Source organism: Amycolatopsis sp. 3B14 (genome assembly GCF_050958625.1).
In the GTDB taxonomy this organism is placed as follows: Bacteria; Actinomycetota; Actinomycetes; order Mycobacteriales; family Pseudonocardiaceae; genus Amycolatopsis_E; species Amycolatopsis_E thermoflava.
Genome location: NZ_JBHZEN010000024.1, coordinates 43,618 through 56,061 on the forward strand (window position 1 = coordinate 43,618; position 12,444 = coordinate 56,061).

Here is a 12,444-nt window from a genome sequence, read left to right on the forward strand (position 1 = left end):
TGCCAGAGTCGGCGTCAGTACGCGCCCCGGCCTCCGGTGACCGCGCGGAACGTCTTCCACAGGATCGCCATGTCCAGCGCCAGCGACCAGTCCTCGACGTAGCGCAGGTCGAGGCGGACGCTCTCCTCCCAGGACAGGTCGCTGCGGCCGCTGACCTGCCACAGCCCGGTCATGCCCGGCTTGACGAGCAGCTTGCGGCGCGCGGCGCGTTCGTAGTTCTCGGTCTCGCCGGGCAGCGGCGGGCGCGGGCCGACGAGCGACATGGTGCCGCCGAGGACGTTGAACAGTTGCGGCAGCTCGTCGAGGGAGTACCGGCGCAGCACCGCGCCGACCCGGGTGATGCGCGGGTCGCGGCGGAGCTTGAACAGCGGGCCGGAGCCCTCGTTGTCGCCGAGCAGGCCGTGCCGCAGGCGGTCGGCGTCGATGACCATGGTGCGGAACTTGACCATGGTGAACGTGCGGCCGTCGCGGCCGACGCGCAGCTGGCGGTAGAACACCGGGCCGCGGTCGTTGAGCTTGATCAGCGCCGCGATGCCGAGCAGGAGCGGCGCGGCCAGCACGATCAGCGCGGCGGCGCCCATGCGGTCGACGATGTCCTTGACGACGCGGCGGCCGCCGGTGAACGTGGGCGCCGAAACCCGCAGCAGCGGCATGCCGAGCACCCCGGACACGTTGAGCCGCGGCCCGGCGATCTCCATCAGGACCGGGGCGACGACCAGTTCCGCGCCCGTGCCCTCGAGGTCCCACGCCAGCTGTTGCAGCCGCTCCGGGGTCCAATGCGGATCGGAGGTGACCGCCACGACCCGGTAGCCGCCGCGGCGGACCTGGTCGGCGAGCTCGTCGAGGCGGCCGGCCACCGCGATGCCGCCGATCTCGCCGGTGGCGCGCTCGCCCTGCCCGGTCGCGGTGCACACCGCCGACACCTGCCACCCCACGTGCGATTCGGTGCGGGTGCGCTCGATCAGGTCGCGCAGCGTGTCCGGCGACCCGGCCGCGATCACCGAGTGCATGCACTCGCCGGCGCGCCGCTTGCGGTGCAGCACCTGCCGCAGCCCGTACCGCAGCGGGAACGCGATCACCGCGACGGCCGGCACCGCGTAGAAGACCCACGGCTGCACGTCGAGCGCGCCGAAGAGCAGCCCGGCGAGCGCGACGACCACGGCGGCGATCACGAGGCTGCGCCCGAGGCGGCGGAACTCCTCGGTGCCTTCGCCGAGCACGTGCTGGCTCCAGGCATGGTTGAGCGGCAGCGAGCAGAGGATCGCGAGCGCGGTGCCCGACGCGTGCAGGAAGTAGGGCCGCCCGGTGATGTCGAGGATCAGCAGCGCGCCGGTCACGATGACCACCAGCGTGGCGACCACGTCCGCGGTGATCACGTAGGCGCGGTACCGGTTCTCCCACGGCTGGGCGGCCGCGCGTGGAGTGGCCTTCTCGCCCGGGCCGACGGCGTGCAGCCGGGCGTGGCCCGCGGGGCCTCGCGTCTCGGAACCCAGGACCGCCTCCCCCAGCGGCATGGGCTTCCGCACCGGCTCTTCCATCCGACCTCCCGCGACGTCCGGCTGGGTGCCGGCGCGCCCCGATCACGCCGACGATTACGCAAAGTAATCGTGCTCTTTGCTCCGCCAACCCCGGCTGGGGTGGCATCTGCCCTGGAATCGGTGACGTTCAGAGTGGTGTTACAAGCCACTCCAAGGAATTTGCCCAGTGATCCGGCAGCTCTCCGGCCACGGTTCGATCACAGCCAGGTGACGGACCGCGGTCGTTGCTCACCCGCAAACAACTACTCCTGGTAGCCGGTTAATTGACCACTTCCGCATGTGTTTCATCTAGTAAAACGTAGAAGCTGAAATTGCCCCGTTCGGGGCCTTGCCGGAGGGCCGCCCGGCGGCGAGGATTGCTCCCGCCGCACGGTTGTTCCTCACCGGCGCGGCGGCCAGCTGTAGTGCCACAGCCATTGACACCCCGGCCGCGGCTGGTTGGCGAGGGAACCTCGGCGCACTTGCGTCTTTCCGCCCTCCCCGGTGCACCGGGGTTCCCTTTCCACCAAAGAATCTCCACGGCGCGCGGCGACCTCGGGCCAGAATCACGGACCGCATCCGGTGGATGCCTACGCCACCTCGCCGGAGGGCCGGGTGGAAATCTGCTCCGCGATGCGCCGCAACGCCTTCGCCGCCCCGGCCACGTCCCGCTGCGGGAACCGCGCCGCCGGCGCGCTCAGCGAGATCGCCGCGGGCAGGTTGGTCCCCAGCAACGGCACGGCGACGCACCGCCCGTCGGCCTCGTTCTCGCCGTCGTCCACCGCGTACCCCTGAGCCCGGACCTTGTCCAGCTCGGCGAAGTAGTCCTCGATCGTGACGATGGTCCGCTCGGTGCGCGCCGGCATCCCGGACCGCTCCAGCAGCTCGCGCACCCGCGCCTCGGGCAGGTGCGCCGTGATCGCCTTGCCCAGGGCCGTGGAGTGCAGCGGGTCGCGGTCGCCGCGCGAGGCGGCCAGCCGGACGCCCCGGCGGCTCTCGATGATGTCGATGTAGATGATGTGGTCGCTGTCCAGCAGGCCGAGGTTCGCGGTCTCGCCGAACTCGTCCCGCACGCCCTCGAGCCACGGCCGCACCCGCTCGCGCAGCAGCTCGAGGTGCCGGGACTGCATGCCGAGGAAGCCCAGACCCAGCCGGCACAGGCCGGTCGCCTCGTCACGCTCGACGTAGCGGTGGGTCTCCAGCGTCCAGAGGTAGCGGTAGGCCGAGGACTTCGGCATCCCCGTGGCCTCGACCACCTCGTTGAGGGTGATGCCGTCCACGGACTCCTGCAGCAGGTTGAGGATGGCGCACACCCGGTCGACGGCGCGCAGGGAGTAGTCGCGATCTTCGGCGGGGGGAGGCTCGTCGGAGTTCCGGTGCGGCGACAGCGAACTCACCTCGTTTCAGCAGCAGGAGCGAGCGTTTCATGTTACCGCGACCACACCGCTTCACGCAGCCGTCAGGCCGGATCCAGGGGACGAACAGGGTGAGGTGACGGCGGTCTCCCGCGCCAGAGTGACGTGGAACCAGTGCCGGAATGAAACAAAACAGCCCCAGGTTGGAAGCCTTGGGACTGGACGTCAGAGTGGCTTCACCTGGGGCCGGTTTCGGTGGTGGGCGATACTGGGATCGAACCAGTGACCTCTTCGGTGTGAACGAAGCGCTCTCCCGCTGAGCTAATCGCCCCCGTCCGTACGAGAGGGAACTCTAGCGGATAGCCTGCCGGGCACTGCAAACGGGTGGTCTTTGGACCACACGCTGCGGATATGACCCGACACGCTGCGGAGAAGCCCGAGGTGATCGAGGTGGGTCCCGGCCGTGGAGCGATCCAGGTCACGTGCCGGGCGGCGAAGCCACGCTGTCGTGCCCGCGTCAAACCGAGCAGTATGTGGGTAGACGATCAGCGAGGCCGGTCCCGCAGGCCGGTACCGCGCGAGCGCGAGTGCGAGAGGTGCCGCGAACCCGTCCGGGTGAAGCCCGGGGATTTCGCGAAGCGAGACGGCGGGTACGTGCGTCTCACACTCGAAGCTCGGCCGAGCGGGCCGTGAAGGGAGACGAAAGGTAAGACGATGCGCAACGACCACGTGACGCTCCGCTCCACAGCGGTGTTCGACCTCCTCGCGCCGCGTGCCCCGGCCGTGCCGGTGAAGGTGGAGCTGCGGTACGACACCCGCGACCCGTACGCGGTCGTGGCGGCGTTCCGCACCGGCCGTGCCGGCTGGGTCGAATGGGTGTACGCCCGCGACCTGCTCGCCGACGGCCTGCTGGCCGAGGCCGGGGACGGCGACGTCCGCATCCGCCCGTCGGTCGAGGACCCCGAGTCCGTGATGATCGAGCTGAACTCGCCGTCCGGGCACGCCGTGTTCGAGGCGTCCGCCCAGGAGCTCGCCGACTTCCTGGACCGCACCTACGACGTGGTGCTGCCGGGCAACGAGCACCTGTGGATCGACATGGACGACGCCCTCACGCACCTGATCCCAAACGATCTTGGATAGCACCCGCGCGGGGGGCGCGGAACACCCACCCCCCTGTTTTCGCGGGTTGCCGGGTCGGATATTGTTCTCTCACACCACGACGACGGGGCCTTCGGAACCCGGAGTCACGGTAGGCGGACGTAGCGCAGCTGGTAGCGCATCACCTTGCCAAGGTGAGGGTCGCGGGTTCGAATCCCGTCGTCCGCTCGGAGGAGCCCACTCGGGCCCGCACGGTGGAGTGGCCGAGAGGCGAGGCAACGGCCTGCAAAGCCGTGTACACGGGTTCGAATCCCGTCTCCACCTCGCGCGATTAGCTCAGCGGGAGAGCGCTACCTTGACACGGTAGAGGTCACTGGTTCAATCCCAGTATCGCGCACCACCTGTGCAAAACGCGGCGATCGGCTGATCGCCGCGTTTTTTGCGTTCCGGGCTGCTCGCATGATTGCGGTCACGACGGCTGTGACGTGCGGCAAAAGTGCGCCGGAAGGGCCGCGGCGAGCTGTTAGCGTGCTCGGACCCCCACGTTTCCGGAAGGTGTTCGGAAGTGTCCGCCGACCTGTCGTCCGTCATCGCGGCCACCGCGCAGTGGCTGTTGCGCGCGTACCCGCCCGAGCGCGGCGCGCTGAGCGCCGCACTGGCGGAGGCGCAGTGCCGCCAGGCCGCGACGGTCGCCGCGTGGCTGCGGTACCCCACGGCGCTGGACGCGGGGCTCCTCGGGGTCGTCGGCCCCGGCGGGTCCGGGCGGCTGGACTGGGTGGCGGGCGTCGACGTGGTGCCGGGCGAGGACACCGCGTGGCGCACGTGGGTGGACGAGGTGGTGGCCAGCTGGGCGGCGTGCCTGCTGGCGGACCGTTCGCTGGCGGTGGCCGCGGCCGCCACGGTCAGCGGCTCGGTCCACGCGGCGGGCCTCGCACCGGACTTCCGGCGCCTCACCGACCCCGATGTGCGCGACCGGCAGGCCGCTGTCCTGCTGCGGCACCCCGATCTGCTGTCCCCGGTGGCCGACCTGCACCGGGACGACCTGCTGAACCGCCTCAGCGGCGGCGCGGCGCGCGCCGCCTGACGATTCGTTCCGGGGGCGACCGGCGCCAGAGTGCCCGACCGGCCACCCCGACTCGCGTAGGCGGAGCCGCCCACTCACACCACGGCGAGCTGCCCACCGGCGGGCGCCCCACTGACCGTCGAGCGACCGGCGCCGGCAGGACCGCGCCCGTCTCCCAGGTCCACTGTGGACCTTGCCGGAAAACCGCGTGCGGGCGGCGGCCCTGCCGGTATCGTCGGCTGATGACCATGACCCAGCTCGTGGCGCTTGGGGGCGTCATCGTGCTCGCCGCGATGGCTCCGGGGCCGGATTTCCTGATCGTCAGCAAGAACGCACTGGTGTCCGGGCGGCGGGCCGGCATGGCCTGCGCGGCGGGGATCACCACGGGCGTGTTCTGCTGGGCGATCGTCACCGCGCTCGGGCTGGCCGGGTTGCTCGCCGCGTCCGCGGTCGCGTTCACCGTCGTCAAGCTCGCCGGCGCCGCGTACCTGCTGGTGCTGGGCGTGCGGACCCTGCTCACCGCCCGCCGCGGCCGGTACACCGCGCCCGGATCGGCCGCGGGCACCGGCAGCGCGTTCCGCCAGGGGCTGGTGTGCAACCTGCTCAACCCCAAGGTGGCGGCGTTCTTCCTGGCGCTCCTGCCGCAGTTCGTGCCCGAGGGCGCCGGGGCCGGTGACCACCTGCTGCTGGCCGCCGTGGCGTCCGGGGTGACCCTCGTCTGGTTCCTGGTGCTCGCGAACGTGGTCGGCGCGCTGCGGCGGGTGCTGTCCGCGACGCGGGTGCGGCGCGCGATCGACGCCGTGATGGGAACGTTGCTGGTCGGGCTCGGAGTGCGCATCGCGCTGCCCTGACCGCGGACGAAGGGACTCCACCGCATGCCATGGACGCGCGCGTGGTGGCGGGCGATCACCTGAGCCCCCTGCGCGACAATGGCTGACGCTCACACCGGTAGGGCTCGCGGTTGCGTCCTCAACGACCCCCGCGCGTTCCGCAACGACTGCTCACCCGTACCGCTCCCCCACGAAATCACTCAAGCGCCCGGCGAACGCCGCCAGCGTCGCGGCCGCCTCGTGGCGCGAGTCCCACGCCGCGGTCAGCTTGATCTCCAGCCGGCGCTCCCCCGTGCGCACCCGCAACGGCACCAGCCCGAACCGCGGATCGTCCGACACCAGCGCCACGCCCCGGCCCGCCGCGGCGTGCGCCTGCGCGACCGTGCCGTTCGCGGCCTCGATCACCCGCGCGTAGGTCGTGCCCAGCTCCAGCAGCGCCGCGTCGAGCGACTGCCGCGCGGTGAACGCCGGCGGCAGGACGATCACCTGCTCTTCGAGCACCTCCGAGAGCGGCACGCTCCCCCGGCCGCTCCACGGGTGCCGCTCCGGCACGTACGCCCACACCGGCAGCACCGCCAGCCGCCGCGACCGGTAGGGCGCGCGCGGCGCGGCCGTGGCGATCGCGAGGTCGGCGCCGCGGGCCAGGGTCTCCACCGCGGACAGGCCGTCCGCGCCCAGCACGTCGATCGTCGGGTCCTCGGGGGCCAGCGTCGCGATGAACGGGGCCACCACGTCGGTCAGGGTCACCGTCGGCGCGCCGATCGTGAGGCGGTCGATGCGGCCGTGCGCGTGGAAGGTCGCCGCCGTCTTCAGCGCCGCGGCCCGCTCCAGCACGTCCCGCGCGTTCGCCAGCAGGGCCCGGCCGACCCGCGACGGCGTCATCCGCCGCCCGGCGCGGTCGAACAGCTCGGCGCCCAGCTCGTCCTCCAGCTGGCGCAGCTGCCGCGACAGGCTCGGCTGGGTGATGTGCAGCAGCTCGGCCGCCCGGCTGACCGTGCCTGCCTCGCAGGTCACCACGAAGTACCGGAGGTGCCGCAACTCCATTATGCCTCCCGGGCATCAAAAATCTGCCGACCAAGTATTGGACAGCATGACGGATCGCTCCCGAAACTGGGGCATGACCACGAGCACGGGCACAGAAATCCGCCAGCGGCGGCGGCTGGAGACGGCGATCCCGGGACCGCGATCCCGCGAACTCATGACGCGCAAGGGCGCCGCGGTCGCCGCGGGGGTCGGCACCACGATGCCGGTCTTCGCGGCGGCGGCAGGCGGCGGCATCGTGGTCGACGTCGACGGCAACCACCTGATCGACCTCGGCTCGGGAATCGCGGTCACCACGGTCGGCGCGAGCAACCCGCGGGTCGCGCGCGCGGTGCGGGAACAGGTGGAGGCGTTCACCCACACGTGCTTCATGGTCACGCCGTACGAGGGGTACGTGGCCGTCGCCGAGGCGCTCGGCCGGCTGACGCCCGGCGATCACGAGAAGCGCACGGCGCTGTTCAACTCGGGCGCGGAGGCCGTCGAGAACGCGGTCAAGATCGCGCGGGCGCACACCGGCCGCGGCGCGGTGGCCGTGTTCGACCACGCCTACCACGGCCGCACCAACCTGACGATGGCGATGACGGCGAAGTCCATGCCCTACAAGCACGGGTTCGGCCCGTTCGCGCCCGAGGTCTACCGGGCGCCACTGTCCTACCCGTTCCGCGACGGCGGACTGTCCGGGGCCGAGGCCGCGAGCCGGGCGCTGGACGTGATCGAGAAGCAGGTCGGCGCGGCGAACCTGGCGGCGGTGGTGATCGAGCCGATCCAGGGCGAGGGCGGGTTCGTCGAGCCCGCGCCCGGTTTCCTGCCCGCGCTGGCGTCGTGGTGCCGGGCGAACGGCGTGGTGTTCGTCGCCGACGAGGTCCAGACCGGGTTCGCCCGCACCGGCGACTGGTTCGCGTGCGACCACGAGGGCGTGGTGCCGGACCTGATCGTGACGGCGAAGGGCATCGCGGGCGGGCTGCCGCTGTCGGCGGTGACCGGGCGCGCGGAGATCATGGACGCCGTGCACGCCGGCGGGCTGGGCGGCACCTACGGCGGCAACCCGCTGGCGTGCGCGGCCGCGCTGGCCGCCATCGAGACCATCGAGCAGGACGGGCTCGTGGCCCGCGCGCGGGAGATCGGCTCGCTGCTGAAGTCCCGGCTGCGCGGGCTGGACGACCCGCGGATCGGCGACGTGCGCGGCCGCGGCGGGATGATCGCGGTCGAGCTGGTGCGGCCGGGCACGACCGAGCCCGACGCGGCGCTGGCGAAGGCGGCCGCGGCAGCGGCCCACGAGCGGGGCGTGATCGTGCTGACCTGCGGCACGCACGGCAACGTCCTGCGGTTCCTGCCACCACTGACGATCAGCGACGACCTCCTGCACGACGCGATGGACGTGCTCGGCGAGGCACTGCGCGCGTAGCGCACGGCGCTCCTGCGGGCGGTGCTCAGGCAGGCGCCTGCGCGCCGAGCGCCCCCGGCGGGCGTTGGGGACGCCAAGCTCTCCCCGGGAGGCGCTCGAACCTCAGCGCTCTTGCGGGTGCGTGGCCAGCGGCTCCACCGTCACGTCCATCCACGGCCACATCGGCAGGGACGTCAGCGCGTCGTGCAGGGCGGCGGGGTCCTCGGCTTCGTAGAGGCCGATCGTGGCGTTGCGGCCGGGGACCCGCCACAGCCGCTTCAGCACGCCCTCCGCCCGCAGCTCCATCGCCCGCTCCCGCTCCGCCTTGCACAGCTGGTCGCGGGTCTGGCCGGGCGTGTCGGCGGGCAGCCGGTTCTCGGTGCGGACCAGGAACTCCACGAAGACTCCTCCTCAGACCAGGGACAACAACAGGCCGGCTAGTTCCTTGGGCGCGGTGACCATCGCCTCGTGGCCGGTGGCGATCGTGTGCACCGGCCAGCCCCGCGCGGCGGCCCGCTCCGCGTGCGGCTGGAAGACCCGCATCCAGTCGGTGCACTCGGCGAACGCCGCGGGCACCCGCTCCACCGCGCCGCTCAGGCGCAGCGGTTCGGTGTAGCTCAGCCACGGGTGCGGGGTCAGCCGGGCGCTCAGCCAGTCCACATCGGACTGCTCGGTCACGCCGAGCACCTGCAGCGACCGCACCGGGATCAGCCACCCGAAGCCCGCCGTGGCGACGGACTCGCGGTAGTGCCCGGCGATCGTCTCCGGCTGCAGGTCGACCGCGGCATCCCCGTCGTCGCCGACGAACGCGTCCAGGTACACCCGCCGCGCCACCCGGTCCGGCACCCGGTCGGCCACGCCGGTGATCACCTGCCCGGCGTAGCTGTGCCCGACCAGCACCACGTCGTCCAGGTCCCACGCCCGGATCAGCGCCACGACGTCCTCGACGTGCGTGCGCAGCCCGACGGACGGGCTCAGGAGGTGCGCCCGGTCGCTCACCCCAGTCAGCGTCGGCGTGTGCACCTCGTGCCCGGCGGCGCGCAGCAGCGGCGCCACCCGCTGCCACACCCAGCCGCCGTGCCACGCGCCGTGCACCAGCACGAAGGTGCTCATGCGCCCAGCTCCTCGAACAGCGCCAGCCCGGCGGCGGTGTTGGACGCCGGCACGTGGTAGGTCTCGTGCACCCGCCGGATGTTCTCGCTCAGCGCGCCGCGCATCACCAGCCACATGATCAGCTCGATCCCCTCCGTCCCGGCCAGCCGGATGTACTCCTCGCGGCTCAGCGCGGCCAGCTTCGCCGGCTCGGTCTCGATCGCCGTCAGGTACATCCGGTCGAACTCGCTGTTGATCAGCCCGGCACGCGCGCCGGCCAGCTGGTGCGACATCCCGCCGGTGCCGAACACCGCGACTTTCTCCGCGCCGGGGAACGACCGGATCGCCCGCCCCAGCGCCTGGCCGAGCGCGAAGCAGCGGGCCGCGGTCGGCTGCGGGTACTGGATCACGTTGACCAGCAACGGGATCACGCGGCACGGCCACGCCTCCCCCGGTTCCGGGCAGTACACCGACAGCGGCACGGTGAGCCCGTGGTCGACGTCGAGGCGGTGGAAGGTGGCCAGGTCGAACCCCTCGTCCACCAGCTCGCGCACCAGGTGCTCGCTCAGCTCCGGCGCGCCCCGCACCACCGGCACCGGGCGGCGGCCCCAGCCCTCGTCGGCCACCTGGTAGGACTCGGCGGTGCCGATGCCGAAGGTGGGCACCAGGTCCAGATCGACCGCGTTGGCGTGGTCGTTGTAGACCACGATCGCCACGTCCGGCGTGTGCTCGGCCATCCACTCCCGGGCCGGGGCGTAGCCGTCGAACAACGGCTTCCAGTACTCGTCGCCGGTCTTGCGGTTGTCCATCGCCGCGCCGATCGAGGGCACGTGCGAGGTCGCCAGACCCCAGATCACCTCAGCCAAACTTCCGCCCTCCCGAGCGCAGCGCCGCCGCGAACTCCTCCGCGGTCATGCCGGTGAACACGCCACCGAGGTACTGCATCGACTTCTGGTCCATCATGGCCAGCTTGTAGGTGTAGAAAATGGACGCTCCCAGGTCGAGCATCCCGGTCCAGTCCCGTTCCAGGACCGCCTTCTTCTGCTCCGGCGACAGCCCGTAGGCATCGCAGTAGGCGGCCTCGTCGGCGCTGAACCGCTCGCGGTTGGCCGCGTCCTTCAGCGACAGGCACATCCGGTTCAGGGCGTAGCCCCGCCTGCTGGCCGTCAGATCCAGGACGTAGTCGTCGCGTGCCTGGCCCATGTCCCCTCCTTCAGAAGACGACGGTGGTGTTCCCGTCGCGGATGACGCGGTCGTCGCAGTGCCAGGACACCGCGCGGGACAGCACGAGCCGTTCCACGTCGGCGCCGCGGCGCTGCAGGTCGCGGGCGGAGTCGCGGTGCGACACGCGGATGACGTCCTGCTCGATGATCGGCCCCTCGTCGAGGTCCTCGGTGACGTAGTGGGCGGTCGCGCCGACCAGCTTCACGCCGCGTTCCTTCGCCCGCTGGTACGGGCCCGCGCCCATGAACGCGGGCAGGAACGAGTGGTGGATGTTGATCACCGGCACGCCGAGGTCGTCCAGGAACCCGCCGGACAGGATCTGCATGTACCGGGCCAGCACCACGAGGTCGACGTTGCCCTTGAGGAGGTTCAGCTGTTCCTTCTCCGCCTCGGCCTTGCGCTCCTTCTCCACCGGCACGTGGAAGAACGGGATGCCGAACTGCCGGACGTCGTCGCCGAGGTCGGGGTGGTTGGAGATCACCATCGGCACGGTCATGCGCAGCTCGCCGCGCCGCTGCCGCCACAGCAGGTCCAGCAGGCAGTGGTCCATCTTGGACACCAGGATCGCGACGCGCTTGTGCCGCCGCGCCTCGACCAGCCGGTAGGTCAGGCCGAGCTCGTCCACCAGCCTCGCGTCCAGCGCCTCGCCCAGCGCGGGCAGCTTCGACGGCAGGTCCGGCAGGTGGAAGACGGTGCGCTGGAAGAACCGGCCGCCGGCGGGGTCGCTGGTGGACTGGTCGAGCGCGACGACGTTGGCGCCGTGCCCGGCCAGGATCGCCGACACGCTCGACACTATGCCGGGCCGGTCGGCGCCCTGCACGATGAGCCTGCCGTAGTCCTCGGCGACGATCATGACCGGCCGTCCCGGGTGCCGAGCGAGGCCAGCAGGCCCTGCCGCCACCGTTCGGTTCCTTCGAGCTCGTTGAAGGTGAAGATGTGCAGACCGTGGATGTTCCCGGCGGGCCGGGACGCGAGCCGCCGCGCCAGTTTGCCGGGCTGGTAGGCGCCGGGCAGCAGGAACCGCCACAACAGGTTTTGCTGCTTGCGCAGGAACCGCGCGGACTGGCCGAGACCGAGGCCGGCCGAGATGCGGATCAGCTTTTGCCGGTTGACCGGTCCGGGGATGCCGACGTGGACGGGCAGGTCGATGCCGGACGAGGCGATCCGCTCCGCCCAGGCGTGCGTGGTCGCGGCGGTGAAGCAGATCTGCGTGAGGATCCGCGTGGCCAGCGGCGCCTTCTGCTTCAGCGCGAGGTCGACGGCCTCCTGCGGGATGACGCCGTGGCCCTCGGGGTAGCCGCCGATGCCGATCGCGCGGAACGAGTGCCCGGTGCGTTCCAGCGCCTGCAGCAGCGCGTAGGCGTCGGGGTAGGGCCCGGCCGGGGCGGGCGCGTCGCCGCCGACGACGAACACCGAGTCGGCGCCGGCCTCCCGCAGGCGGGACGCCACGTCGGCGACGTGCCGGTCGTCGCGGAACAACCGCGCGGCGAGGTGCGGGGTGGCGCGGTAACCGTGGCCGAGCAGCCGTTCGGTGAGGTCGAGGGTGGTGTCGAGGCCCTTCGCCTCGGTGACCGTGACCGTCAGCGGCACGGTCACCGGCACGTGCTCGAGGACCTTCCGTTCGGTGCTCGCGAACGGCATGACCTCGTAGCTCATGGCGCGCACGAGATCCGTCAGGCGACCGGAGTGGCTCATGCAGCCCAGTAGACCCGAGCCGGCGCGGGGTTTCGCCCGGCATCGAGACAGCCCCGGGCGCGACAAATGACGCACACCGGAGCCGCCTGGAGGACCTCACGGCCGCCCCGCGCGGCTCCTAGTGTCCATCGTGGGTGCCGACGAC

The 12,444-nt window shown here is 71.8% G+C and carries 13 protein-coding genes and 4 tRNA genes; 7 read left to right on the forward strand and 10 right to left on the reverse strand.

Annotation, left to right across the window (positions count from 1 at the left end):
- Positions 1-14: 14 nt before the first annotated feature.
- From ACCP09_RS15195 to ACCP09_RS15205, 3 genes are all read right to left on the reverse strand, one after another.
- Entirely contained in the window at positions 15-1,538 is a 1,524-nt protein-coding gene (locus ACCP09_RS15195; RefSeq protein WP_123682493.1) for a sugar transferase, read from the reverse strand.
- Positions 1,539-2,107: 569 nt separating this feature from the next.
- Positions 2,108-2,914, reverse strand: a complete 807-nt coding sequence (locus tag ACCP09_RS15200) for an IclR family transcriptional regulator (protein WP_027930498.1) — start codon at positions 2,912-2,914, stop codon at positions 2,108-2,110.
- Between the two features lie 214 nt (positions 2,915-3,128).
- A tRNA-Val gene (locus ACCP09_RS15205) sits at positions 3,129-3,203 on the reverse strand.
- A gap of 383 nt (positions 3,204-3,586) precedes the next feature.
- On the opposite strand from ACCP09_RS15205, the gene ACCP09_RS15210 reads away from it, so the two are divergent.
- The 6 genes from ACCP09_RS15210 to ACCP09_RS15235 all read left to right on the forward strand — a co-directional run bounded on the left by ACCP09_RS15210 (position 3,587) and on the right by ACCP09_RS15235 (position 5,884).
- Positions 3,587-4,012 carry an SsgA family sporulation/cell division regulator gene (locus ACCP09_RS15210; RefSeq protein ID WP_017987927.1) on the forward strand — a complete coding sequence of 142 codons (426 nt, stop codon included), beginning with the start codon at positions 3,587-3,589 and terminating at the stop codon, positions 4,010-4,012.
- Between the two features lie 113 nt (positions 4,013-4,125).
- A tRNA-Gly gene (locus tag ACCP09_RS15215) sits at positions 4,126-4,198 on the forward strand.
- Between the two features lie 25 nt (positions 4,199-4,223).
- Positions 4,224-4,294: transfer RNA gene (locus tag ACCP09_RS15220), tRNA-Cys, on the forward strand.
- A 1-nt stretch (position 4,295) separates the two neighbouring features.
- Positions 4,296-4,370 (forward strand) — tRNA-Val (locus ACCP09_RS15225).
- Between the two features lie 165 nt (positions 4,371-4,535).
- The gene (locus ACCP09_RS15230; RefSeq protein WP_123682494.1) at positions 4,536-5,054 is read left to right on the forward strand and encodes a hypothetical protein; all 519 of its coding nucleotides are present in this window, start codon (positions 4,536-4,538) and stop codon (positions 5,052-5,054) included.
- A gap of 221 nt (positions 5,055-5,275) precedes the next feature.
- Positions 5,276-5,884, forward strand: coding sequence for a LysE family translocator (locus ACCP09_RS15235; protein WP_378332240.1), 609 nt, complete (start codon positions 5,276-5,278; stop codon positions 5,882-5,884).
- 150 nt (positions 5,885-6,034) lie between these two features.
- Here the strand turns inward: ACCP09_RS15235 and ACCP09_RS15240 are convergent, their stop codons facing one another.
- Complete coding sequence (locus tag ACCP09_RS15240; protein WP_433747143.1) at positions 6,035-6,907, reverse strand: LysR family transcriptional regulator; 873 nt, start codon at positions 6,905-6,907, stop codon at positions 6,035-6,037.
- Positions 6,908-6,980: 73 nt separating this feature from the next.
- On the opposite strand from ACCP09_RS15240, the gene gabT reads away from it, so the two are divergent.
- Complete coding sequence (gene gabT, locus ACCP09_RS15245; protein WP_433747146.1) at positions 6,981-8,309, forward strand: 4-aminobutyrate--2-oxoglutarate transaminase; 1,329 nt, start codon at positions 6,981-6,983, stop codon at positions 8,307-8,309.
- 102 nt (positions 8,310-8,411) lie between these two features.
- Here the strand turns inward: gabT and ACCP09_RS15250 are convergent, their stop codons facing one another.
- From ACCP09_RS15250 to ACCP09_RS15275, 6 genes are read right to left on the reverse strand one after another with little or no spacing between them, the layout of a single operon-like run.
- Positions 8,412-8,687 (reverse strand): muconolactone Delta-isomerase, encoded by a 276-nt coding sequence (locus ACCP09_RS15250; protein ID WP_433747149.1) that lies wholly within the window; start codon positions 8,685-8,687, stop codon positions 8,412-8,414.
- 12 nt (positions 8,688-8,699) lie between these two features.
- Positions 8,700-9,401 carry an alpha/beta hydrolase gene (locus tag ACCP09_RS15255; RefSeq protein ID WP_433747152.1) on the reverse strand — a complete coding sequence of 234 codons (702 nt, stop codon included), beginning with the start codon at positions 9,399-9,401 and terminating at the stop codon, positions 8,700-8,702.
- Positions 9,398-10,246: a class III extradiol dioxygenase subunit beta gene (locus ACCP09_RS15260; RefSeq protein WP_378332244.1), complete on the reverse strand. Its 849-nt coding sequence runs from the start codon at positions 10,244-10,246 to the stop codon at positions 9,398-9,400. Before ACCP09_RS15260 ends, ACCP09_RS15255 begins: the two co-directional genes overlap by 4 nt.
- A complete protein-coding gene (locus ACCP09_RS15265; RefSeq protein ID WP_123682498.1) occupies positions 10,239-10,583 on the reverse strand; it encodes a protocatechuate 3,4-dioxygenase in 345 nt (114 codons plus the stop codon). The genes ACCP09_RS15260 and ACCP09_RS15265 overlap by 8 nt, the downstream gene beginning before the upstream one ends.
- Before the next feature lie 10 nt (positions 10,584-10,593).
- Entirely contained in the window at positions 10,594-11,457 is an 864-nt protein-coding gene (gene purU, locus ACCP09_RS15270) for a formyltetrahydrofolate deformylase (protein WP_433747157.1), read from the reverse strand.
- Positions 11,454-12,299, reverse strand: coding sequence for a methylenetetrahydrofolate reductase (locus ACCP09_RS15275; protein ID WP_433747160.1), 846 nt, complete (start codon positions 12,297-12,299; stop codon positions 11,454-11,456). The genes purU and ACCP09_RS15275 overlap by 4 nt, the downstream gene beginning before the upstream one ends.
- Positions 12,300-12,444: the final 145 nt, after the last annotated feature.

Bases quoted from the DNA above. Each gene is read 5' to 3' on its own strand.
- ACCP09_RS15265 (WP_123682498.1), bottom strand. From the start codon at position 10,583: ATGGGCCAGGCACGCGACGACTACGTCCTGGATCTGACGGCCAGCAGG.
- purU (WP_433747157.1), bottom strand. From the start codon at position 11,457: ATGATCGTCGCCGAGGACTACGGCAGGCTCATCGTGCAGGGCGCCGAC.
- ACCP09_RS15255 (WP_433747152.1), bottom strand. From the start codon at position 9,401: ATGAGCACCTTCGTGCTGGTGCACGGCGCGTGGCACGGCGGCTGGGTG.
- ACCP09_RS15235 (WP_378332240.1), top strand. From the start codon at position 5,276: ATGACCATGACCCAGCTCGTGGCGCTTGGGGGCGTCATCGTGCTCGCC.
- ACCP09_RS15275 (WP_433747160.1), bottom strand. From the start codon at position 12,299: ATGAGCCACTCCGGTCGCCTGACGGATCTCGTGCGCGCCATGAGCTAC.
- ACCP09_RS15240 (WP_433747143.1), bottom strand. From the start codon at position 6,907: ATGGAGTTGCGGCACCTCCGGTACTTCGTGGTGACCTGCGAGGCAGGC.
- gabT (WP_433747146.1), top strand. From the start codon at position 6,981: ATGACCACGAGCACGGGCACAGAAATCCGCCAGCGGCGGCGGCTGGAG.
- ACCP09_RS15195 (WP_123682493.1), bottom strand. From the start codon at position 1,538: ATGGAAGAGCCGGTGCGGAAGCCCATGCCGCTGGGGGAGGCGGTCCTG.
- ACCP09_RS15210 (WP_017987927.1), top strand. From the start codon at position 3,587: ATGCGCAACGACCACGTGACGCTCCGCTCCACAGCGGTGTTCGACCTC.